This is a genomic window from Desulfocastanea catecholica, assembly GCF_054657295.1.
In genome coordinates, this window is sequence record NZ_BAAHYZ010000008.1 from 67,313 (window position 1) to 91,027 (window position 23,715).

At 45.1% G+C, this 23,715-nt stretch carries 20 protein-coding genes; all 20 read right to left on the reverse strand.

Annotated elements, in window-relative coordinates:
• Positions 1–217 precede the first annotated feature (217 nt).
• The 20 genes from ACYQ8U_RS09305 to ACYQ8U_RS09400 all read right to left on the reverse strand — a co-directional run bounded on the left by ACYQ8U_RS09305 (position 218) and on the right by ACYQ8U_RS09400 (position 23,503).
• Entirely contained in the window at positions 218–817 is a 600-nt protein-coding gene (locus tag ACYQ8U_RS09305) for a sugar transferase (protein ID WP_459945262.1), read from the reverse strand.
• 10 nt (positions 818–827) lie between these two features.
• Positions 828–1,979, reverse strand: a complete 1,152-nt coding sequence (locus ACYQ8U_RS09310; RefSeq protein WP_459945263.1) for a DegT/DnrJ/EryC1/StrS family aminotransferase — start codon at positions 1,977–1,979, stop codon at positions 828–830.
• Entirely contained in the window at positions 1,972–2,577 is a 606-nt protein-coding gene (locus tag ACYQ8U_RS09315) for a GNAT family N-acetyltransferase (RefSeq protein ID WP_459945264.1), read from the reverse strand. Before ACYQ8U_RS09315 ends, ACYQ8U_RS09310 begins: the two co-directional genes overlap by 8 nt.
• A 91-nt stretch (positions 2,578–2,668) precedes the next feature.
• Positions 2,669–3,910: a glycosyltransferase family 4 protein gene (locus tag ACYQ8U_RS09320; protein ID WP_459945265.1), complete on the reverse strand. Its 1,242-nt coding sequence runs from the start codon at positions 3,908–3,910 to the stop codon at positions 2,669–2,671.
• A 285-nt stretch (positions 3,911–4,195) separates the two neighbouring features.
• Complete coding sequence (locus tag ACYQ8U_RS09325; RefSeq protein WP_459945266.1) at positions 4,196–5,305, reverse strand: DegT/DnrJ/EryC1/StrS family aminotransferase; 1,110 nt, start codon at positions 5,303–5,305, stop codon at positions 4,196–4,198.
• The gene (locus tag ACYQ8U_RS09330) at positions 5,302–5,715 is read right to left on the reverse strand and encodes a sugar 3,4-ketoisomerase (RefSeq protein ID WP_459945267.1); all 414 of its coding nucleotides are present in this window, start codon (positions 5,713–5,715) and stop codon (positions 5,302–5,304) included. Before ACYQ8U_RS09330 ends, ACYQ8U_RS09325 begins: the two co-directional genes overlap by 4 nt.
• Positions 5,705–6,181 carry an acyltransferase gene (locus ACYQ8U_RS09335; RefSeq protein WP_459945268.1) on the reverse strand — a complete coding sequence of 159 codons (477 nt, stop codon included), beginning with the start codon at positions 6,179–6,181 and terminating at the stop codon, positions 5,705–5,707. The genes ACYQ8U_RS09330 and ACYQ8U_RS09335 overlap by 11 nt, the downstream gene beginning before the upstream one ends.
• Before the next feature lie 2 nt (positions 6,182–6,183).
• Entirely contained in the window at positions 6,184–7,305 is a 1,122-nt protein-coding gene (locus tag ACYQ8U_RS09340) for a glycosyltransferase family 4 protein (protein WP_459945269.1), read from the reverse strand.
• Positions 7,298–8,620: a hypothetical protein gene (locus tag ACYQ8U_RS09345; protein WP_459945270.1), complete on the reverse strand. Its 1,323-nt coding sequence runs from the start codon at positions 8,618–8,620 to the stop codon at positions 7,298–7,300. Before ACYQ8U_RS09345 ends, ACYQ8U_RS09340 begins: the two co-directional genes overlap by 8 nt.
• Positions 8,621–8,703: 83 nt before the next feature.
• The gene (gene wecB, locus ACYQ8U_RS09350; protein WP_459945271.1) at positions 8,704–9,816 is read right to left on the reverse strand and encodes a non-hydrolyzing UDP-N-acetylglucosamine 2-epimerase; all 1,113 of its coding nucleotides are present in this window, start codon (positions 9,814–9,816) and stop codon (positions 8,704–8,706) included.
• Positions 9,813–11,102, reverse strand: coding sequence for an oligosaccharide flippase family protein (locus ACYQ8U_RS09355; RefSeq protein ID WP_459945272.1), 1,290 nt, complete (start codon positions 11,100–11,102; stop codon positions 9,813–9,815). Before ACYQ8U_RS09355 ends, wecB begins: the two co-directional genes overlap by 4 nt.
• An 87-nt stretch (positions 11,103–11,189) precedes the next feature.
• A complete protein-coding gene (locus ACYQ8U_RS09360) occupies positions 11,190–12,962 on the reverse strand; it encodes a D-glucuronyl C5-epimerase family protein (protein ID WP_459945273.1) in 1,773 nt (590 codons plus the stop codon).
• Between the two features lie 251 nt (positions 12,963–13,213).
• Positions 13,214–15,091, reverse strand: coding sequence for an acyltransferase family protein (locus ACYQ8U_RS09365; protein WP_459945274.1), 1,878 nt, complete (start codon positions 15,089–15,091; stop codon positions 13,214–13,216).
• A 204-nt stretch (positions 15,092–15,295) separates the two neighbouring features.
• Positions 15,296–16,441: a DegT/DnrJ/EryC1/StrS family aminotransferase gene (locus ACYQ8U_RS09370; RefSeq protein WP_459945275.1), complete on the reverse strand. Its 1,146-nt coding sequence runs from the start codon at positions 16,439–16,441 to the stop codon at positions 15,296–15,298.
• Positions 16,442–16,573: 132 nt separating this feature from the next.
• Entirely contained in the window at positions 16,574–17,155 is a 582-nt protein-coding gene (locus ACYQ8U_RS09375; protein ID WP_459945276.1) for an acyltransferase, read from the reverse strand.
• Positions 17,156–17,203: 48 nt separating this feature from the next.
• The gene (locus ACYQ8U_RS09380; protein ID WP_459945277.1) at positions 17,204–18,262 is read right to left on the reverse strand and encodes a Gfo/Idh/MocA family protein; all 1,059 of its coding nucleotides are present in this window, start codon (positions 18,260–18,262) and stop codon (positions 17,204–17,206) included.
• 320 nt (positions 18,263–18,582) lie between these two features.
• A complete protein-coding gene (locus ACYQ8U_RS09385) occupies positions 18,583–20,565 on the reverse strand; it encodes a polysaccharide biosynthesis protein (protein WP_459945278.1) in 1,983 nt (660 codons plus the stop codon).
• A 257-nt stretch (positions 20,566–20,822) separates the two neighbouring features.
• A complete protein-coding gene (locus tag ACYQ8U_RS09390) occupies positions 20,823–22,673 on the reverse strand; it encodes a U32 family peptidase (RefSeq protein ID WP_459945279.1) in 1,851 nt (616 codons plus the stop codon).
• A gap of 48 nt (positions 22,674–22,721) precedes the next feature.
• Entirely contained in the window at positions 22,722–23,288 is a 567-nt protein-coding gene (locus tag ACYQ8U_RS09395) for a DOMON-like domain-containing protein (protein WP_459945280.1), read from the reverse strand.
• A 17-nt stretch (positions 23,289–23,305) separates the two neighbouring features.
• Entirely contained in the window at positions 23,306–23,503 is a 198-nt protein-coding gene (locus ACYQ8U_RS09400; protein WP_459945281.1) for a ferredoxin, read from the reverse strand.
• Positions 23,504–23,715 lie beyond the last annotated feature (212 nt).

Below are 23,715 nucleotides of genomic sequence, written 5' to 3' on the forward strand. Positions count from 1 at the left end.
TATTTTTTAATTGCCACAATTACAGTGTTAGTCTTTCCGTCTAAACACCTGCAACAATGGGCCGAATCCTCAATGCGACATTCCATCTTTCGCCAGTATCTCATTGAGAGGTGCTCTATAAAAATAACGCATCAAAACCCAAATGGCTCCTTTACGTATACTTTGCAACCAGCCTCCTTTTCTCGGAGACCGGTAACCCCACCCCCACAAACGTCAGCTAACGCCTGAAAACGGCCATAAGTGTCGCAACGATTATGTGCAAATCACCAAAAAAAGACCGCTCCCTCACATATTCCACGTAATAACGCTGCTTGACAGGTAAAATCTCCTCCACATAAGCTTTTTCAGGATCGAGAGCGCGACCGAGAATATCGTTTTCATCCTTGAATTGGATCGAAGCCCAATCCGTAATACCTGGCCGAACGGAAAGTACTTCAGAACGGACTGCTTCTGGATAACAAGCGATATATTTCGGCACCTCGGGTCGAGGCCCGACCAAGCTCATATCCCCAACAAACACATCGATCAATTGGGCCAATTCATCCAACTTATATTTTCGTAAAATCGCACCCACTCGGGTAATCCTGAGATCTGGACCAATGGTTAATTGCAACCCTTTACGCTCTGTATCTACGAACATGGTACGAAATTTATGAATCCTGAAAAGCCGACCCTTCAGCCCCACTCTCTTTTGCCGGAAAAAAATTGGTCCATTCGATTCCAGCTTGATCAGCACCGCAATAATCAGAAAAAGAGGAGTAAGTAATACCAGCCCCAAGCCACTGCATATCAGATCAAAAAAACATTTAAGCTTCAAAACTAATTCCTCACGCCAATGCCACCTTAACTGCGTCCACCACCCGATCCACATCGGCATCCGTCATCCGAGTGTACAAAGGCAAAGAACAAGTCCGTTCATACACCCGCTGGCTTACCGGAAACATTTCAGGAGTCAGTTTATAGGTATCCCTCCAATAAGGATGCAAATGCAGCGGGATATAATGCACACTCATACCAATTCCCTGGGCGAACATGCGCTCAATGAAGGAATCACGCGACACCTTCACTTCGTCCCCCAATTGGATGGCATACAAGTGCCAGGAATGGCAATCACCGTTATCCGCATGGGGCGGACGAATGATTGGTAATCCAGCCAACGCAGCATCATAACGCGCGGCAACCTCGGCCCGGCGTTGCTGAAAAGCATTCGCTTTTCTGAGCTGGTGTATACCCAGAGAAGCAGCAATATCAGTCAGATTGTACTTAAAGCCGGGTGCCACAATCTCATAGTACCAACTCGGCACTGTGGCGCTAAAACGATCAAATGCATCTCGATTGATGCCGTGTATACGCATTATCCGAGCCCGTGCAGCAAGAGCAGGATCACGGGATACAAGCATCCCTCCTTCACCAGTGGTAATAGTCTTGTTGGCGTAAAAACTGAACACCGTCGCATCACTCGCCAGCGTGCCCACCAGTTTACCTCCACAGGTGGTAGGCAGGGCATGGGCAGCATCTTCAACTACGCGCAGCCTATGTTTTCGCGCAATGGCCAAAATGGCAGACATATCCGCCGCCCGACCTGCAAAATGGACAGGAAGGATCGCCTTGGTACGCGGAGTAATCGCCCGCACAATTGCATCCGGGTCTATACACAATGAATCGGCCGACACATCGACAAACACCGGGTCAGCTCCCATATAACGAACCACCTCGGCGGTTGCTGTGAACGTATGAGTAGTGGTAATCACCTCATCGCCTGGGCCGATGCCTAGTGCCTCCAAGCCAAGGTGTAAACCCGCTGTCGCTGAATTAACAGCAACTGCCTCAACGCCACCTCCTAAAAAATCAACAAAATCCTGTTCAAAGCGCTTGGCCTTTGGACCGGTCGTTACCCAGCCTGAGCGCAAGCTATCGACTACCTCAGCAATTTCATCCTCCCCGATATCGGGAAGGGCAAATGGCAGAAACTTAGACATGGTCGTTATCTTTTTCGAGAAGATTTATCCAGTATTCGTTCATACGACGTCCCTCCGGCGTTTCATACTGCCGTTCAATTCTGAATCTCAGTTTCTTGTAAAACGCATTTACCGCACCATTATTATCACGATCTGTTGTCAAAAAAACTCTCTTGCATCCGCGCACTGCCGCTTCATGCAGGAATGCCTGGACAAGCAGGTTGCCAGCCCCGGTTCCCTGCAGTTCAGGGAGCACCCCGATGGAGAACAGTCCGGCCACATCATCTCCAACAGGATTACTGCCAGGATGAAACAATCCTCTAGCGAGTCTACCTATGACGGACGGTTTACAGATAACGGCACCGACAGAGGCTAGAGCAAATTTCAGCCAATCTCGTTTAAGAAGTCTCGAATAGAACCCACGAGGATTGGACGAACCAGCTACGAACCCAGCCGGAATTCCCGAAGTGTTAATATAAACAAAGCCTATCCCCTCGGGTGCTGCGCATATACCGGCATAATAGAGAGCAAGGAAGCGAGGACCGAGAGAGGATAGAAAAAAGTTAGGGAAGCTGTGAAGATGAATATTGACAACCACCTCTAAATCGTTTGTGTTCATGGGCCTTACTTCTTTCAATATCATCCTGCATGTACCAAAAAACACTTCATGATTAGCTCCTTAAGAATTATGACATTTACAGCAACAATCGCTAATCCAACAATATTTTTTCAAATTCATTAGTGAGCTTTTTATAATCATAATCGGCAGCAGCATTTCTTGCATTTTCACAAAGCATTGCGTATTCGTTTTTGTTCATATCAAAAATCGATAAAATTGCATTTGCATAATCTTCAGAGTCCTTAAATTCCCTTGCAATTCCAATATTATACTTCTTAATAGGGCAGTAGTTCATTTGCACATTTGCACAAATCGGTTTCCCACTTGCCATATATTGAAATGACTTGCTTTGGCTGCCCCCAAAACGCGTAATCGGCGTGTTCTGATAATTCAGGATGTTTAAAGAACTACAAGACAAGATGAAAGGAACGTACTTTAACTCCACCCATTTTTGCTTAAATACAATATTTTTCAATTGCTTTTTCTTGCAATAATTTTCCAGAAACTCTCTCTCACTTCCATCCCCGTATATAAGAAACTTTATTTTTTTATTGTCCTTTAATATATTTGCTGCATCAATTAATAGCTTTAAATTGTTGGCTAAACGTATCGACCCGAGATAAATTACCTTAAATGTGTTTTCATCTAACAGATCTTCATCATCAAGTTTGTAATCTTCCTTGTTTTTATCAAAGTCCTTTAAATCAACACCATTATTGACATAATGAACTTTGTTCAAATCGATAGATCCCCCTGCATCTTTATTCCACCCTTTTTCAATGAGGTAATCCTTGCCACCTTCCATTGAAAAAACTATATTGTCTGCCTTTTCATATAGCCATTTTTCAGCACAGTACGCAAGCCTAGTCAATGGATTATTCTTGGAGATCATACCTAATGCCACCATAGTCTCCGGCCATAAATCAACAACATCAACAATAAATTTTGCTTGATATTTTTTTGCTATATAATAAATGATATTACCAAATGGTACGGTAGCTATTTGCGCGATTACATCAGGCTTATCGAACTTTTTCGACAACAAAAAGAGACGAAATGGAAACTCGAGTAAATTATAGATTCTTTTTACACCATTTGTACTGTACCGACTTGTTCTTATATGAATAAATTTTATCCCATCGTAGGTGGCTTTATAATATTTCCTTTTGTCAGTAATTAAATTTATATCCGTATTGTGTAAAAAACTTCCTCCAATTATTGTAACGTCATAACCAAGCTCTGATAGATATTGAGCTCTTTTTAAAGTCTGAATGCGCACCTCATACTTTGGAGGCATTGCATATTGATTTATCAGCCAGATCTTTTTTTTCATTGTTTAAAGCTTCCTCAAAAAACCTTGCATAGCTGAACCTTCTGGCAAGGATGTCACAACATTTATCAAAACATTTGCTCAAACACAGACAAGTTTATGCTATAAATCTCTTTTGGAATTTTTATGACTATCCAAGAAGTGGTTAATTACTTCCTTATCTCCTCGGACTCAGGCAAAGTATCGTTTAGCACATATTCCTCAATTTCATTCCGGTACTGTTCCAAGCCGAATTTTTTAATTACAACTTCAATATTCAGAATTGGTTATAGTTAGGCATTCGTTTGGTTAATTCTGTTTTTGATAGAATTCAATGATATGGTGCGCAGTAATCTCCACCTCCTCTTTTGAAAGATGCGGTCCCATGGGTAGGCTTATTACTTCATTCGCCAGTCTTTCCGCAATTGGGTAAGTATCGTTCTTCATCGTTGCATATGCATTCTGCTTGTGCGGAGGGATTGGATAATGAATTAATGTTTCAACGCCTGCCTTTTTCAACTCTGCCTGAAGGGCGTCTCTTTGTTGTGTTTGGACAACAAAGAGATGGTAGACCTGATCAAATCCCGCAGAAACGGCAGGAAGCTTAAGATCCGCTTTCCCCAGAAGTCTTTGGTAGTATTCTGCTTGAGTTCTGCGTCGTGCATTCCATTCATCCAAATACTGTAGCTTAACGCGAAGTATAGCGGCCTGAAGAGAATCAAGCCGGCTATTATAACCGACCATTTCATGAATATATTTAATTGAAGAACCATAATTACGCAACATACGTAATTTTTTTGCAAGTTCATCATCATTCGTAGTAATTGCACCACCGTCACCCAACGCCCCCAGGTTCTTTCCCGGATAAAAACTGAAGGCGGAAGCATCTCCAATCCCCCCGGTAAGGAGGCCCTGGTAACGAGCACCATGAGATTGTGCCGCATCCTCAATGACCTTGAGACCATGTCTGGCGGCAATCTCCATTATTGGTGCCATATCTGCAGGCCGGCCATACAAGTGGACCGGTATGATTGCTTTGGTTCTTGAAGTAATGGCACCCTCGATTAAACCAGGTGAAATTGTATATGTGCCGTCGTCCGGAGACTCTACGGCCACAGGCTTTGCCCCTGCATAACTCACAGCCAGCCAGGTCGCGATAAAGGTATGGGAAGGCACAATAACTTCATCTCCAGAACCTATGCCGTAGCCAATAAGAATAAGGTGCAGGGCGTCAAGTCCATTGCCGACTCCTACGCAATGCCTTGTGTTACAATATGCTGCAAATTCAGTTTCAAATGACTCCAGTTCTTCTCCCTGAATATACCATCCGGAATTCATGACGCGCTGAACCGCGCCGTCAATTTCGGCTCTCAGCTCTTCATATGGCTTCCTTAGATCTAAAAAAGGAACCTTCTTCATCTCAAACTCCTCACCGCCCCTAGAAACTGATCATAATCACGGAAATAATCCGTTTCATCGTAGAACTCCGACGCCAATACCATCAGAACGGCCCCGGATGAAACGTTTGTAATGTCCCTCCACATCATGGGTGAAACATACAGCCCATAATATGATCTATTCATATGAATGGTTCGCGTTTTGAATCCATCATCAAGAATGACATCGAAGGAACCAGACATTGATACAATAAATTGCTGCAGCCTGCGATGACCATGAGCCCCCCGTTCTGCTCCGCCTGGAATATCGTAAAGATAATACACTCGCTTTATCTCAAATGGAATATGAGTACCGCCTTCAATAAAGGTCAGGTTTCCCCGAGGGTCGGATATTTTAGGAAGATCAATAATTTTACAATCATCAAGTGCCATGCTTAGACTCCACATAACGGATTATTAGGGCAGGATTGCCAACGACAACAGCATGAGAAGGGACATCTTTCAATACCACAGATCCGGCACCTATCATAGCCCTCTCACCTATAGTGATACCGCAGAGTATAGTCGCATTAGCCCCGATTGATGCACCTTTTTTAACTTGAGTCCGGCGCAGTTCGAATGGTTGTTTGCTGCGCGGATAAAGATCATTTGTAAAGGTCGCATTTGGTCCCACCATGACATCGTTCTCGATTGTAATGCCATCCCAGATCTGGACACCACATTTGATCGTCACCCGGTCACCGATAACCACATCATTTTCTATAAAAACATTGTCACAGATATTGCAATCAGCACCAATGATGGCTCCCGGCAAGACATGGGCGAAGGCCCAGATACGGGTATTTTTTCCTATTTGTTGAGATTCCACAAGTGCGTGGGAGTGGACAAAATAATCCATCGTTACATTTCCTTTCCAAGAAGTCTGTTGTACAGGTCGATAAGTTTCGAAGATTCATTTTCCCAGTTATATTTGTTGATAATGGCCTCTCTCCCTGCTCTGCCCATCCGACGGCACATCAGTTCGTCTGACAACAATGATGCTACTGCGCTTGCTACCTCCTGAGGTGAAGAAGGATCGACACAAAGACCACAGTTATTCTCCTCAACAATCTCGCGCCATAATGGAAAATGTGAAGCTATTAATGGAAGTCCTGCCGACATATATTCAAACATCTTATTCGGTTGAGAATCATTGTGATTGGGACCAGGCAGATATGTAACAACTCCAGCCATGGAAATCGACATAATCTTCGCTACTTCGTCACGCCCCACAATCCCCCTGTAGTCAACAAATCTCCACCCTGCCATTGCCTTGAGTTCATCAGCGTAAGCTTGGCTTTCAAAAGGACCACACATAATTAAAGTGACATCCTGCAATATATCCATTGCCTCGATAAGCTCAGAAATGCCACGCTCCCGGGTCATGGCACCGATATAACAAATCGTGCGGCAAAACGATTGTTCCTGAAGATCGCTTAGAGGTTGGAATTCTTTCGAAAGCGGATAATTGTTTATATCAATACTTTTCGAATTAATTTGTTTGAAGCGTTTGGCGATAAATGGTGTGGCACAGACAACGGCATCCAGTCTCTTTGCAATAAAGTTTTCAAATTGCTCAAAAAAAAGCGAGATGATCTTGCGTACTGCGGGACGTATCCAGTGCTTAGATAAAACTTGCCGTGGAAAATCTTCATGCGAATCATAAATCACATGCCGTTTGCCATTTTTCAGCAGAAAGCCAGCCGGCAAAAGCTCCGGGTCGTGAAAATGAATTAAGTCAGCCTGTGCGTTACTGAGAAAACGATACATTCGCCAGGGTGAAAAGAGGATCCTGCGCAACCTGCTGACAGGGGGCATCCCTAGATCAAGGATTTTCACGCCGTCACAATTTTCGTCACCTTTGCCGTCTTGAACAACCAGTGCCACTTCATGTCCTCCGTCCGCAAGAGAACGACATTGCTTAAAGAAAATGCGAACATCATAGCGTCCATGTACGGATGTAGCTACATATATCCTAGCCATTGGACATCACTGTTGCTTGTGGCTTTTCAAATACAAAATACTTGCGTATGTGAATCATTATTGTCGCTATTTGAAAAATTAATAAAAGTACAAAGAGACCTGTCGTAAGCAAAGTAATCAATAGATCCGCCGACATTATAAATGTTATTACGGGGATAAGAAAAGCTGCGCCAACAAGTTCTTTACCATAAATATCGGCCCACACATCAATTAAAACATAGATAAATCCAACAACAGCCGCATAGATAAAAATACCGATAATTCCAGCATTCATATAAGCGTTAGCCACCCATCCGGTATTGGCGGATATTGCATCATTTTTAGTCATCAGGCCTCCGATATATTTCATTGAGGCCATAGGCAATTGTGTATCTACCAACCCTAAACTGATTTTGCTCTCCGCCCACAACATAAATGGATTTTCCGAAAAGAATTCAAAATAATAGAAGTTTATTTGACTGGGAATAAAAACAATCCGATTGGCAAACAAGGCGCCTAAAAATTCAATTCCTTCTGGTGCCAATAAGGCAATGATTGCTAAAATCGAATATCCCCATAGAATGAGCAAATGTGATCGAGATATTTTAAAAAGAAAATAGCCAACCATTGCAACTAAGGGATAAAACACCATTGCTTTGTGACTTGAGAAAGAAAAAAACAGAAAACCTATAAAAAATAACAGAAAAAAAGTCATGATTTTTTTACGCTGAACACTCAATGCCACCAAATAGCCCATTAGTGTGGTCGAGGCAAGCGGCATCAAATATCGAAGAAAAGTCGGCATACTTGCAGAGATGTCGAACCTGAAGCTGTAGACATCTCGAAAATGAAGGTTAAATACTCCATGTACCGAAATCGCCAGCATAACAAGTATCAAAACAACAAAGATAAGCACTGGATAATACGGGAGATACTTAATATTTCGTTCACTTGCCACGGTTCTCCGGAAAATGATTAGTGCCAGCGCACTGCGAAATGCCATCAAGAGAAACAGGGCTGTAAACATCAAAAACAAATGAAAACGGCTACTTCCCTGCTCTGCTGATAAAACCGAGGCAGGAATCAACAGAATACAAAAATAGAACCAATTGTAGAGATCACTGGGACGCCTGATTTTTTTCGGCAATACAATTGAAGCAAAAAGAAGGAATACTAAGTCTATATACCAGTCATCACGTGGATTGGAGGTCATCCCTCCAAAGTTATATATTGGTACTACAAGTCTCTCATACAGCACCGATAACAACAAAAAAGTTAAAGTTATTAACAACAATGTCCATGGAAATCTTACCTTAATTGCTTTTAGTGGAAACATTACCTACCTAACAGACTTTCATGGCTACCATATTGAAGTATTACTAAATTTTCAATTAAAAAAAATCAAAAGAATACTACCTTTCAATCCATAACAATTGTTTTTGCAATCAGTTCGACAATATTCTTGCCTGCCATGCCGTTTCCATATAATTTACTGTCGAAATTTTTTTCGATATTCATAACATCAACCTGGGTGGAGATAATTTTTTCAGGGATAGCACCTACCAACCGGTTAACACCTAATTCGATTAGTTCCACCCATTCGGTTTCATTTCGCAGAGTAATGCAAATTTTATTAAAGAAATATGCCTCTTTTTGCAGTCCGCCGCTATCGGTCATCACCATCTTCGCATGTTTAAGCAATTCGATGATATCAAAGTAGCCTACTGGATCAATTATTTTAAATTCAAGAAGATAGCTGAGTTCCGCAATTTTTTTACGGGTTCGGGGATGCATCGGCAAGACAATGCGAATTTTTTTGGAAATATCGTTGAGTGCTGTTATTATTCCTTTAAGCCGCGTAGAATCATCAGTGTTTTCAGCACGATGTATAGTGCAAAGTATAAATTCATCTTTTTCAAGACCCAGGTTTTTTATGATTGAAGACTTTTTTGCAGAAAACGTGCTGTAATAAAGTGCAGCATCCTGCATGACATCACCTGTTTTGGCAATGGTGCAAGGAAATAGCTTGAAACCCTCCTTTTCCAGGTTTTCAATAGCATTATCAGTAGGACAACACAGAATATCACTGATCCGATCAGTTAGAATACGATTAATCTCTTCAGGCATATCCATATTATAACTGCGCAACCCGGCTTCAACATGCACAACCTTGATGTGATTTTTTTTTGCAGCCAAAGCGCCTGCCAAGGTGGAATTTGTGTCACCGTAGACCATCACGCCGTCCGGTTTTTCATTGAAGAGAATCTCTTCAATTTTTTCCAGCATCCTTCCCGTCATGGCTCCATGATTCACGGAACCGATTTGTAAATTGTAACTCGGTTGAGGAATTTGTAATTCAGTAAAAAAGACATCAGACATATTACTATCAAAATGTTGGCCAGTATGTACTATTATCTCATTAATAATCGATTGCGTATTATCCCGAAGTGAATTGAATGCGGCAATAGCCCGACTTACTGCCGCCGCTTTGATAAATTGAGGTCGAGCTCCAATAACAGTTACTATTTTCACAAAAACTCTCCTTTGCCTGTTGCTCCAGTTCTACGGATCACCAAAAAAATGCCAATACCATAACCGATTAAAAGCGACAGCGCCAGAGCCTGTATACCCAGCAGAGCATTCTCTGCAAAATATCCCACTAATAAAGCTCCTAGTTTCAGCACCAAAATAAGGCTGTGAATGACAAGGTTCACAAATTGGCCCTCAGTTGCCATCAAGACCATGGACAGTGGTGAGTAAATGAACTGTGCTGCCATTCCTACAATGAGCCAGGCTGAGTAAATACCAGCATCCCGCCATGCTTCACCAAAAATCAGTACAAAAGCCGGTTCGGCGAATAAAAATATAAGTATGGTCGGAACCACGGCAATGAAGGCCAGTACCCACGCAACCCGAAGGACGGTTCGATGAAGGTCTCCACTTTGAATATTTTCCCTGCTTTGGCCGTAAAGAACCTGAGCGACGGCTTGGCCTATCATACTCATGGGAGTTTGCAGTACTCGTTCTGCTAAATAATAAAAACCGGCGACCGCCGGATTAAATAAAGCAGCCAGCACGAAATTGGGCAACTGCGCACTGACCGCATTGATGCCAGCTGCAGGTACATCATATTTGGGAAAACGATTATGTTCATTTAATAACAAGCAGCTCCTGAGGGATGACCTTCGCGTTCGATGCCAAAACCATCCCAGGCCAATGCCTTTGGACAGGCGGCTAACACCTATAGACTGCCCAACCACCTGCCCGAGCACGAGACCAAGGGACCCAATACCGGCAACTCCTCCGGCAATCTGAACAAGGACATTGGCAATGCTTTGTTCCATCCTTGTTCGGGCGATACGTTTATAATCGCGATTGCGCACAGCCCAAAAGTTCAGTGCCTTATAGCTGCCGGCCGTTATGATTGCAGCAGGTAACAGCCAAAGCATATTGACTACGGCGGGTGTCTCAGTCCATTCTGCGATTTTATAACGCAGTAAAAGAACAGCAAAGGCAGTGATCCCTGCACTAATCAGATTGATGAATAAGGCCAAAATCAGCAATTGTGAGGCATTACGGTCATTGCGCGGCAACGGAATCGCCAATTCGTAGCGAAGGCTGGAGACAACCAGCACCACACCCATCAATGCGCTGAAAACTGCCAGCACTCCAAATGCTTCTGGAGCATATAACCTCGTCAAGACCGGAAGGGCCACCAGCATAATAAGCTGACCCGCCGCGCTGGCGGAAGCAAGTGTCATGACGGCACAAAAGAAGCGATTTTGCCTGAAGCGGTTAATAAGAGTCTGAGTTTTCAATACTTACCCCTTCCCATAGTTCGATAACCAGCAAGAGTATTCAGTTTATGGAAAAAGGCATGATTTCATTGATCATCACAAACTTCATTATTCTTTTTCAACCAAGAAATAATTGTCATCTTGAAGCAAGGAGAATAACGCTGCATTATCCTTTAACAGAAAAACATCTTTAACAACAACATTGAAATCGTCTTGCGAATCTTTATTCAACGAGTTTGTAAATATTGAGATATGAAATTTACTAAAGACTTCATCTACAGTTTCAATTTGGTTGAATCCAACAAAACTGATCAATATTATATTGTCAATATTTGAAACTAAAGCTGGATAATACCTTGATGTGTTATTTCCAGTCTTGTCAAAAATTGTAAACTTAATATTATTAATTTCTTCTTCTGAATTAACTATGAATGCAATATATTTATTATTTCTTATATTTATTTCATTTTTAAAATCGAATATCAGCCGACCTTGCGTATTTGTGTAATGTGAAGGGACATCCGCTCTAGACATCTTCGGTGGCTTTATGGTTATATGATCAGCGGTTCTATCTGGACCATCTATACATTCTGCATCATAATGACAGTGAAGATCAAATTCCATTGACATTGGCTTGGAAGAAGGCCAGGAAAATATCGGATCAAGAACAGAACCCCTGTAAAGTTCCACGTATCTTCCTGCTATAAAGCATTTTACAATTAAACTATCGACATCACGATTTCCAGGAATAGTACCAGTAAGAAAAGCCCTTTGAGATAAAGGAATAGATTTGTCAAATATATTCTCAATTTTTTCTGAATGAATGATTTTATTATCGGAGATAAAATCAATGGTCACAGGAAAGATATCTATATAGTATGGATTAGGTAAACCGATTAAAGAAAAAAACAACCTATTATTGTCTAAATTTAGGTAAACAGGGTATTCCTCCATAAATATTTTTCTCCTTCGCAAAATATCATCAAGGAAAAATTCATCGTTGGTAAGTTTATACAGTGCATCGAAAAGCGTTAATTCATAAATAGCATAATGGGTTGCCTCTGTAGTAAGTGGATTAAGCATATAATAACTCCACTTATCATTTTTTTGAAAAAACCGTTCCTTAAGGATTTTGTAACCAGCCAAAGATTTTTCATATGCGAGTTCATATTTTTCCGAGCCTGTCACATTTGCCATCACTCTAACTGCCAACAAAGCCATTAGTTTGCCATTTAAAACAAAATAACTGTCGTTTCTTGTCATACCTGGCCAGACGTACTCACACAACCATTGAGCGTCAGGTGACAGTTCGATACTGCTGCCATTTTCCTCTACTGGCAGGATAACTCCATTCATGGCCAGTTCATAATTGATTTTGTAACGAGGATCTTGAAAGACTTCATAACCAGCTCTCAGGGCCAATGCGATTGCAGAATTGGCCATACCTGACCACCATCCTGGCTGAAGGTTATTGTGAGAAAAATTGTATTGCCATATTTTTGAATTCCCATCATTTTTCATCATTGGATATGAATCGACCAACCAATCTAAATATTCTCTCGCAACCTTTAATTGGTGAGAATCCTGAGAGAGATACGCATTTCTAACTAAATCAAGAATTGCTGCACCAGCATACAGCGGATGGGTGCGGCCAGTTTTCGCTGGTAAAGTGGCTTCTAAATTCTGAAGTGACATCTTGGAGATGTCGATAATTGGGCCAAGGAGTTCCTTCTCCATACTTACCAATGATAATGAGGATACCAACTTTACATCCTGTTCGCTTGATTGGGATGGTATAGACTTTTTAGCATAGGTTAGTTTAGCATATGTTGACAGTCCGACAAACACAAAAAAAATACAAACAAGACCGAACCTCATCATATTGTTTCCTTTAAAATGAATGACACACGAATATAATGTGTTTGAAAATTTTTTCCTCATTTCTTTAGACCAAAGTATCCTCAATTTATTGTTGATCCTGATGTCAAAAAAAAATTCCAAGTCTCTTCTATTTGCGAAAAATACACCTGAGAAACAGGTGTAACTATAAGCCCCATGGGTGCCTGTATAATCCGCTTTGAAATTGGAACTTGAAATTCAGCATAATAGATGGGTTTCGATAACACTAGACATCAGTATATATTTGCAGAATCCTGTAAACCTAAATCTCGCAGATATGCTGCAGCCTGCTGGCCATAGATTTTCGATCCGATCTCGTTAAGATGGTGTTCGTCATGGTATATCAGCCGCCCCTGATACATTGGGGCTGCATCAAACAGGGGTAATTTAGTCAAATCTAGGTATTCGACATACTGAAATTTATCCGCCACTTCCTTGATCTTATGATTGGCGGTTAAATACAGTTCATTCCTTGGCAGAGATGCCGGAATACCCAAAAACTCAAACCGCTGGGCCCGCAGGGGGTTCTTCTCAAAACTGGGCACTTGGGACAGTATCACTATTCTTTGATTCCTTGCGGCACTTGCTTGCAGAAATTCCGTGAGAGCACTCATGAAATTTTCACTTTGAGTGTGATAATTCCACATGGCTGCCACTACTATAATTGAAGATGAATCTAAATAGTTCACCCCCGTGGCTATTTGCTCTCGACAAGAGTCTTGGGCCCACTTGGCAATCCTTTGATAATCAAAACCGGGGATCGTCACACAGCTACTGCCTGTTATAACCCTTGCCGTGATCCCAAGTTCCTCGCCAACAGCATCAAAAAAGTGGTTGAGCATGGCGGCATGGCTGTCACCTAAGACTAAGATGCTTGTATCATCCCGGTCTATTCCGCGAAGACAGGTGCCATTCATCTTGCCATGACAAATATCATCCGGGTCTGCATATCGTGTCAATTCAACCGGTAACGGCTCCAGCAATTTTTTATTTATGGCCGACGACACCTGTTTGATCGGGGCCACGATTATCACAAGCGCCACTGCCATCGGCACCAAAACCCACGCCGTTGTCTGCCTGCTCCGAAAAACTTCTTCAACAAAGTAGTAAGTGCAAGAAGACAAGATCAAGGTGGCAACAACAAAAATCGCCGACAGAGTCGGGTCGAGCTGGTAGGCGCCGGCATAATAGCGCAAGAAAGCCAATACCGGCCAATGCCAAAGGTAAAGAGAGTACGAGATGGCACCCAGCCAGACCAGTATCGGCAACGACAAGAATTTCGACGGCCAGCACTCCCCTTTGCCGCCACAGATGACCAGGGCCGCGCCAACGGCAGGCACCAGCGCCAATAGACCCGGGAAAGGTGCGTCTGCGGTGATACAAGTCGCTGATATCAGGACCAGGGCAAGCCCTGAAACTACCATAAGAGTTGCTCGGCGCGTAGACCAGTAAGTCTCGAACTTGTGTAAAGCCAGCCAACCGCCTAGCAAAAATTCCGGTACCCGGGCATAAAGGGCATAATATGTGTGTTGATCTTCTCCTGCCACTCGGATCATATATTCGGCGAAAAGCGTCAGGCCGAGTATTACGAGGGGTGTTAGCCGTTTTAACCATTTGGCTGGAACAAAAAGAACAATAAGCGGCATGAGGAGATAAAACTGCATCTCCACTGCCAGTGCCCAGGTATGCAATAACGGCAATTCAGAGGTGGCCGGTGCAAAATAATCCCCGAATGCGGCGAAATAAGTATTACTGGTAAAATATAAAGATTTTTCCAGACTGTCTCGGTAGTAAGAATAATCAGCAGGGATAAAAAATATCGCCGCAGCAATCGATACAACTACCAACAGAAAATAGTAGAGCGGGGCTATCCTTTTGAGCCTGCTGAAGTAGAAATTTCCCAGTATTTGTGAAAAATTCTGGCCGACTTGTTTTTTGCTGATAAGAATGGATGTTATCAGATAGCCGGATATCACCAAAAACAGATCAACACCTATGAAACCGCCGGGAAGAAGTTCGGCGTTATAGTGAAAGGTGATAACAGCCAAGATCGCTATCGCCCGGAGACCTTGAATATCAGTGCGGAATGCTGGTTTTAAGGGATTATTCAAGATACTACTTCTGAGTCTCAATTGTTCTCAGCCGCCCCTGTTTATGCCTTCACCACATTAGGCTGCGAACCATCAAACACGCCGCGGGTATCAACAATCAATTGCACATGTCTGCCTATCAGCTGATAATCAAAATTTTTTCTAAGTTTTTCTAATAGGTTTGATAACATACTGGTCTACTCAATTTATGAAAATTCTTTTGCTTCACCCCTGCTTGGATACTATTTTTTCCAAATGGTTGACAATGATGTTTAACGTTTCTTCATCCAGATAAGGGTGCATCGGCAAACTCAAAATTTGCCCGGAAATATTCTCTGCAACAGGAAAGTCACCTGCGCTATGGCCAAGGTCAGCGTATGCCATCTGCAGATGCAGCGGTTTAGGGTAATACACCGCTGTGGGGATTTTCTGCGCACTGAGTTGTTTTTGCAGAACATCTCGATTATCGACAAGAATTGAATACTGGGCCCATGCGCTTACATATCCGTCAGGAATCCCTGGTGTCTTTACACCAGGAACACCCTGGAGCAAGTGGGTATATTTTTTTGCAATGCGGTTCCTGGACTCTAGCTCATCAGGAAAGATATCCAGTTTTGGCAAGAGAATGGCCGCCTGAATCGTATCCATTCTGCCATTTATGCCAATGCGCACATTATTATATTTGTCGGTCCCTTTGCCATGAATCCGAATGGAACACAGCTGGTCTGCCAATGCATCATCATCCGTAAAAATCGCCCCACCATCCCCGTAGCAACCCAGAGGTTTGGCCGGGAAAAAACTGGTGGCGGCCACATCGGCAAGGCTGCCCGCTTGACGACCCTTATACACACCGCCAAACCCCTGAGCGGCATCCTCAAGCACGAACAGGTCGTGTTTGCGGGCAATAGCATTAATTACATCATAATCCGCCGATAAACCGAACAGATCGACAGGAATGATTCCTTTGGGAGTTAAAGGTTGATCATTGATCGTTGATCGTTGATTGAAATTTATGATTGCTTCTTCTAGAAGACCCGGGTCAATGTTGAATGTTTGCGGATCGATATCAACAAAGATGGGTGTGGCACCCAACAACGAGATGACTTCTCCCGTGGCCACGAAAGTAAATGGTGTAGTAAAGACTGCATCCCCCGGTCCAACACCATAGGCCATAAGGGCCATCAGCAGGGCGTCGGTTCCGCTGGCAACGCTGATGCAATGTTTGACCCCTGCAAACCGGGCCAATCTCTCCTCAAGTTCTGCAACCTCCGGACCCATGATATAATTTCCATGGTGCAATACCTTTTTGATTGCGGCATCTATCTGTGGACGAATTCTCTCCTGCTGTGCTTTGAGATCGACGAATTGCATATATTTTTTCTGTTCATGGTTGATAGTTGATGGTTTGCTGATGCGTTTGAGACTGGCGGCTTATTGAAGGTCGTCGTTTATCACACAGCCTTGGTCATATCACAGCCTTGGTCATATCTGCCTTCAAGGAAGTTATGGGGTAAGACATACACAATCTCCATCCACGAGTTGATACGTACTGCCCGTATGCGGACACTTGAACGCACCATTTCCTTGCAGCGGCAAGTCCAAACGCTCACCAAACCGGCTCATCCAGCCAATCTGCCTGGCAGGCACACCAGCCATCAGCGCATAGGGTTTGACATTACGATTAACAACGGCCCCTGCAGCAATAAAGGCATATTCGCCTATGACGGTGCCACATATCACCGTGCAATTCGCACCCATTGTTACACCCTTTTTCACCAGAGTGTCGCGAAATTCACTCTTGCGACTGACAGCCGAGCGGGGGTTATACACATTGGTAAAAACCATACTGGGACCACAAAATACGTCATCTTCCAAGGTGACGTTGTCATAGACCGAGACGTTATTCTGAATCTTGACGTTGTTGCCAATCACCACACGGTTTCCCACAAATACATTTTGCCCGAAAGAACAATCTCGGCCTATTTGAGCGCCGCCACTGATGTGAACCCAGTGCCATATGCGGCTGCCATCACCAATTTGTGCACCTTCATCAACGATGGCAGTAGAATGAACCATTATTCCCATTACAGTTCTCCAAGACCTTATAGTCTCACCGATTTAAACAGCAACCTTCTAGTATTCAAGGGGCAACGCAACCCGCTTGCCGTCCCTGGAAGAAAGATACATGGCGATCAGAATTTCCAGAGTTTTAAGTCCTTCCCGGCCGTCGGTTTCCGGTTCGGCTTCGCCGCGGAGTGTTTTGATTACGTTACTATAGTAGAGCGGATGTCCAAAACCATAGACCGAAGTGGTTTGGTAGCTGGTATTGGAAATTTCGCTGTCTTCCGGCAATGTATCGGCAAACTCCCATGTCTGGATTTCATTGACGGCAACGCCACCAATACGAGCGGTGCCTTTCTCACCGAGAATGGTGATGCTGCCTTCCATATTCTTGGGGTAGGTGAGCATAGTCACATTGACAGTACCCATAGCACCACTGCGCCAGCGTACTGCCGCCACGCCGCTGTCTTCTACTTCAATGTTGCGGGCCAATGTTGCCGTATATGCCATTACACTTTCCACCGGACCAATCAACCAGTCGAGCAGATCTATATAGTGGCTGGCCTGGTTCATAAAGGCCCCCCCGTCGAACTCCCATGTTCCACGCCATTTAGCGCTGTCGTAATACTCTTGCGGGCGCGTCCAGAAAACATTCATCGCCACAGAGTAAATTTTACCGAAACGTCGCTGTTCAACAGCACGCTTGAGCATCTGCAGGGTAGCGTTACGACGATTTTGTTTGACCACAAAAAGGCGAACATTGGCATCATCACAGGCTTTAACCATGCGCACTGCATCCCGCCAGCGAGTGGCCATCGGTTTTTCAGTCATCACGTGGAGACCAGACTTGGCAATCTGGATAGCCTGTTCGGAATGCAGACCGCTGGGCGTCGTCAAGATCACTATATCGGCGCGAGTGGTTTTCAGCATTTCGGTCAGGCTGCTATGGCCTGTGGCCTTGGTACGGGCAACTGCTTTTTCCAGAGCTACGCTGCTTACGTCGCAGACATCAACCAGCTCCACGCTGTCAACATGCTGTTCAATGGCGCCGAAGTGATTCGCGGCAACTCGACCGCAACCCACCAGGGCAAGACGGATTTTTCGGTCAGTAATAGTGGGATAGTTGTACATGATAAACCTTTAAATAAATGGATGTATTGAGAAGCAATTTTTGTAATATCCACCTTGAATTTGAATTCCCAGGAATGCAAGTCTCACAATATCAATGGTCTTTAAGATGAATATTTTCCTTGATCACGAATTTTATCATCGATGTCCAGTTCAATAAAGCAACTCGCAAAGCATATTTCTATAAAACGCTCTGTAATTTTAAGCAAGGTAATTAGCACCATTTCCCTGTTTGAACCGAGTTACAGTATTAACCTGGAAATATTTTTTGAAGGAAGAAACTCATGGGGTAGAGCTTGATTTTTTGTGATCTCAACAACCTCTTAGTTGCAAAATTCCTCACTTAGAGTGTTGCTTGGCTGAACAACAGCAACTGCTTCCAGATCCGGCGTATATTCTGGAATAATGTCATGCAAGGCTTCTTTTATTCCAGGACCATCATGGCCCGTAGCAGTGTTCGCCAACCGGCTGAGCAGTTTTTCCATTTCCTGTTTTGATCGACCGTCCCCCTGAAGGACCATAATCTTTTCATGCCTTGTCGGCACGATACCTTCCCCTTCGGTGATCAGCTCTTCGTACAATTTTTCTCCAGGACGAAGACCGGTGAATTGTATTTTTATCTCTTTTTCCGGCTCATAGCCCAGCAATTTTATAAGGTCATGGGCTAATTTGACAATTTTTACGGAAGCCCCCATCTTCAGAATAAAAATCTCCCCTCCCCCACCCATGGCCCCAGCCTGCAGGATAAGCTGTGCCGCTTCCTCAATCGACATAAAGTAGCGGGTCATTTCAGGGTCGGTGACGGTAACGGGCCCGCCTTTTTCAATCTGGTGTTTAAAAAGAGGAATGACCGACCCGGAAGAACCGAGGACATTACCAAATCTTACGGCCATAAAAGCCGTAGTATGTTGTTTGGCAGAGCGATCTGCCACTTGATCGTTACAATAGGCGAGCATGAGCAGCTCTGTCACCCGTTTCGTAGCACCCATAACATTTGTCGGCCGTACCGCCTTGTCGGTGGAAACAAGGACGAAACGCTCCACTTTATGGGCAATGGTCGCTTCAATCAGGTTTTTTGTGACAAAGACATTATTGAATACCGCCTCCCAGGGGTTTGCTTCAACCAGCGGCACATGTTTATAGGCCGCCGCATGAAATACCACAGTGGGGGCGTATTCGGTAAATATTGCGTCAAGCAGGGCTTTGTTCTGGATTTTGCAGAGCACCGGGACATAGTCGAGGAACCGGCGATCGTGGTGTAGTTCCATCTGGATTTTATAGAGATTTTCTTCCCCGGCATCGAGCAGGATGATTTTCTTCGGCTCAAAGCGAATAATCTGCCGGCAGAGCTCAGAGCCGATCGAACCACCCGCCCCGGTTACCAGTACCGTCTTACCAGTCAGATACCGGCCGATTTCCTGTTGATCGAGATGCACGCTTGGGCGTCCGAGCAGGTCCTTATAGGAGATTTCACGACTGGAGGTGACACTTAATTTCCCCCTGATGATCTCGCCCATACTGGGAAGAACCTTGAATGTGGTCTTTGATTTCCGGCAAAGATCGACAATTCGCTGCATTTGTTCGGCGGATGCGGAAGCAACGGCGATCAACAGCTCCTCCGCCCTGGTTCTGACGATGCATTCCTGGAGATTGTCCACTCCCCCCAATACCGGTATTCCGTGGATTTTTAAGCCATGTTTTCTATAATTGTCATCGACGAGACCAACAACCTCGTAAGGGACGTTGACATTATCCCTGATTTCACGAATAACTTTTTCAGCGGCCGCACCGGCACCGATGAGCAGCAGTCTTACCTTAACCGGTCGTGCTTCATCCTGACCAAACCAGGACATCAACTCCCTGCTCTGAAAGAAATACCGGATAATGCCTCGATGCATGCACAGGAAGAGGAAAGTAAAAATTCCATCCATAAAAAAAACCGACCGGGAAAATCCAGTAAATCGATTTAAGAACAGGACGGACATGATAATAACGCCGGATGAGACACAAACAGCCTTGGTTATATTGATCAGATCGGCAGTACTGGTATAGCGCCACATCCCCCGATAGAGCCCGAACATGTAAAATATCGGGATTTTAGCGAGAAGAAGAAAAGGAATGGTGCCGATGATCTTGGGCATTGCCCATGAGATATGCCAATCAAACCGAACCAGATAGGCAAGGAAATGCGCCCCCGCAATAAGCAGTATATCGAGCAGCAGAACTATCCAGAAATTCTTTCGCAGAGCAAGGGTCCGAAGAAGTCTCGGCTGTTCGAACAGCATATTGAAAAAATATTTTTTCATATATCAGGTCGTCTTGGAAAATTGTCCTGAGCGGATGAACACAGCCAAGCACCAATGACCCTTCTCACCAGTATATATGTGGAGAATTTTCGTTTGAGTATCCCACAGAGCATTCATCGAGATATATGTATGAGGGAAATATTTGAGGGGATATTCGGTTATGATTTTCCTGGTGCGATTAGCATATACCACAACCAGACAATACGTTCACTCTTAAATTACCTCTTTTTTTGTTCAATACAAAGTACAACTGATCCCTATCCTTTATTTTTCCGTCTCTCTACCGTCATTTCACATTTTGCACAATCAAAGCTGAGGGCGTACTCGCCGGTCTTGTCGCTCATGGTCAGCGGCCCGGCAAGACCATCGGCGTTGCTGCTCATCTTGGGGCAGATATCCAGCTGCGCCCGGATGCAGTATTTGCAGGTCATCAGCGCGCAGCCGGCAACATCTGCGGCGCGAAGTGTTTTTTGGTCGATCCTCGTCACGCCGTGCCGCCGGTAAAAGGCTGCCGCTTTCTCATTGGCGATATTGTCGAGATAACTCACCTCCCCGGTCGGCCAGGGGAAATCATTGACCGTGAGGTCGACTCGTTCAAGCTGGTACTCTTCCAGCCGTTTTTCCAGATGTCGGGCAAACCCCTTTCGCCGTAGATCGTTGAACACCGCAGCGGGAAAGAACAGCTCCGGCCGCAGGTGCACACGTACCTCCGCAACCGAAAAAATCGAGCCGCCACTTTTTCTCAGTTGTTTTTCCGCCAGGGCGGCGACCATGCCGGCCTGTCTGGCCGCCGCCTTTTCTACCGTGGCGGTGGTGGTCGATTCTATGCCATCCTCATCTTTAATCAGCAGCTGCAGGCCCACGGCGGTTTCCTGCAGTTCAAGGTCTAGTCGTATGGTCCGGCACTGTTCACTCAAAGTGAGAAGCTTGGTGAAAAAGGTGTCGGCGTTACGATATACCATCGTTCCGCAAGGCGGATTGACCGGATCTTTCGGGTAAATTTTATCGCCCTCTACCCGGTTGACCTTTATGCCGACCAGCGCACCTTCTGGAGTGAAAAAACACAGGCCGTCGCCGTTGTTGATAACTTCGGTCGTCGCCAGGGTAAAAAACCGTTTTTCCGCGTGCAGCACCTGACCCAGTTGCTGCCCTGTTGCCTTCGGGCTCAATATGGACCCGGGTTTCTTGCGCCGACTGTTTTCCCGGTTGGTCAAAAAATAATCGGTCTTGCCCCGATTAAACGATTTGACTGGATCCGGGATAAAGCCAAAGCTGCAGCTGCCGGAAGACGCCCGTTGCAGGCCGGTGTCCGCGGCAAGGAGGGTATCGAGGGCCTGACGGTAAAAGGCGGTGACGTTCTTCACATACGAGTCATCTTTCAGGCGTCCTTCAATCTTGAAAGAACTGATCCCGACCTCGATGAGTGCGCCAAGGTGATCGGCAAGATTTAAATCTTTGAGGCTGAGCAGATAACGATCCTTTGCCAGGATTTCGCCCCGTCCATCGCGCAGGGTGAAGCTGTGGCGACAGAACTGGGCGCACTCGCCCCGGTTGGCGCTGCGCCCGGCCATCACCTCGCTGATATAACACTGGCCGCTGTAGGAGACACAGAGCGCGCCGTGCACGAAAAATTCCAGCGGGACACTGGTGGCGGCGCGAATGTACCTGATCTGCTCAAGGTTCAGCTCCCGGGCCAGCACGACCTGACGAAAGCCGACCTTTTCCAGGAAACGGACCTTGTCCACCGTCCGATTATTCATCTGGGTTGAACTGTGCAGGGGGATGGGTGGCAGCTCCGTTTCGAGCAGGCCGACATCCTGGATGATCAGGGCGTCGACCCCGATGCCGTACAGTTGGTGACAGAGCCCTGCGGCACGCTCGAGCTCGCGATCGTCAAAGATGGTATTCAGCGCAACATAGACCCTTGCCCGGAACTGATGGGCATGGGCGACCAGCTTTTCGATATCGGCCAGGCTGTTGCACGCGGCGGATCGGGCGCCAAATTGCGGGCCACCGATGTAGACGGCATCGGCACCATGATTGATGGCGCTGATACCGCAGGCAAGATCTCTGGCCGGGGCCAGCAGTTCAATTTTCTTAACAAGCATAATCTATAGACAGCATGATATGGGCAAAACTGCTGAACTCACCCCCACTCACGGCAGTGACAGGAGAAAACTACGACGATCGTGAAAGTCCGGCTGCTCTCCAAGGTGGTCAAGGGCCCAATAGCTGATAGTCCCGTCGGCAGCCTCGATGACGGCGGCAACGCCGATGTCCAGTTGGCACGCCTCGTCAACAAGGCCACTGAGGTTCAAGGTACAGGTCATTGACAGGAGATCGGCGTCGGTGACGACCTGGCAGAGCGGCGGGGCGATCGTTGTTTCTTCTCGCATGCCGGAGCGGTAGCCGGCAAAATGATAGACGTTCCAGCAGCCGCTCGGGCAGAGGTTGACCTCCCAGTAGGCTGCTTTGCCCGGGGTTGCAAAAAATACCTCAAAACAACTATGCCGCCAGAGTTCATGGCGGCGACCGGCCTGGGCAATTGATGACCTTGACGACAGGTTTAGGTCATGCAGCGAACCCTGCAGCCTATATTCAATAACAAGGCCAGCGGATGTCCTGGTCAGCGAACCGCCAAGGGACAGGTTCGCCTCCAGTACACCTAAAGAAAAGGGCCGCAGCTGAAATGACGCCGCCGGCTGCTGTTCATCGTCTTTCACCTGCGCCCCCGACTTTTCTATTCTTCTTCCACCTCGATACAATCAACGGGACAGGCCGCAGCGGCGTCCTCAATACACTCTTCTTCTCCGGAATGGGCTTTATAAACAAAGGCCTTTTCGGTTTCATCGTCAAAACCGAAGACATCGGGACAAAGCTCTACGCAGCTTTGACAGCCAATACACTCATCTTCATCTATTGTAACCGTATATACCATCTGTCATCTCCAAAAAATGATGATGGAGTCGTAAAAACTCTTCATCTTGTTCGTTGTTACAATTTTTCTATCATTACGACGTACCTTATGTACGCCGAAATAATAGAAAAATTGCACGCCTCCAATATGAAGCTTTTTACTTATCCATCGGATATCGAAGTTTTTACGAGGTTGTCATTTTTGTTTATATCGGTATTTTCACCATAATCAAT

Excerpts from the sequence above, each read along its gene's own strand:
- ACYQ8U_RS09310 (WP_459945263.1), bottom strand. The coding sequence starts at position 1,979 with ATGTCTAAGTTTCTGCCATTTGCCCTTCCCGATATCGGGGAGGATGAA.
- ACYQ8U_RS09315 (WP_459945264.1), bottom strand. The coding sequence starts at position 2,577 with ATGAACACAAACGATTTAGAGGTGGTTGTCAATATTCATCTTCACAGC.
- ACYQ8U_RS09320 (WP_459945265.1), bottom strand. The coding sequence starts at position 3,910 with ATGAAAAAAAAGATCTGGCTGATAAATCAATATGCAATGCCTCCAAAG.
- ACYQ8U_RS09325 (WP_459945266.1), bottom strand. The coding sequence starts at position 5,305 with ATGAAGAAGGTTCCTTTTTTAGATCTAAGGAAGCCATATGAAGAGCTG.
- ACYQ8U_RS09330 (WP_459945267.1), bottom strand. The coding sequence starts at position 5,715 with ATGGCACTTGATGATTGTAAAATTATTGATCTTCCTAAAATATCCGAC.
- ACYQ8U_RS09335 (WP_459945268.1), bottom strand. The coding sequence starts at position 6,181 with ATGGATTATTTTGTCCACTCCCACGCACTTGTGGAATCTCAACAAATA.
- ACYQ8U_RS09340 (WP_459945269.1), bottom strand. The coding sequence starts at position 7,305 with ATGGCTAGGATATATGTAGCTACATCCGTACATGGACGCTATGATGTT.
- ACYQ8U_RS09345 (WP_459945270.1), bottom strand. The coding sequence starts at position 8,620 with ATGTTTCCACTAAAAGCAATTAAGGTAAGATTTCCATGGACATTGTTG.
- ACYQ8U_RS09360 (WP_459945273.1), bottom strand. The coding sequence starts at position 12,962 with ATGATGAGGTTCGGTCTTGTTTGTATTTTTTTTGTGTTTGTCGGACTG.
- ACYQ8U_RS09370 (WP_459945275.1), bottom strand. The coding sequence starts at position 16,441 with ATGCAATTCGTCGATCTCAAAGCACAGCAGGAGAGAATTCGTCCACAG.
- ACYQ8U_RS09375 (WP_459945276.1), bottom strand. The coding sequence starts at position 17,155 with ATGGGAATAATGGTTCATTCTACTGCCATCGTTGATGAAGGTGCACAA.
- ACYQ8U_RS09380 (WP_459945277.1), bottom strand. The coding sequence starts at position 18,262 with ATGTACAACTATCCCACTATTACTGACCGAAAAATCCGTCTTGCCCTG.
- ACYQ8U_RS09385 (WP_459945278.1), bottom strand. The coding sequence starts at position 20,565 with ATGAAAAAATATTTTTTCAATATGCTGTTCGAACAGCCGAGACTTCTT.
- ACYQ8U_RS09390 (WP_459945279.1), bottom strand. The coding sequence starts at position 22,673 with ATGCTTGTTAAGAAAATTGAACTGCTGGCCCCGGCCAGAGATCTTGCC.
- ACYQ8U_RS09400 (WP_459945281.1), bottom strand. The coding sequence starts at position 23,503 with ATGGTATATACGGTTACAATAGATGAAGATGAGTGTATTGGCTGTCAA.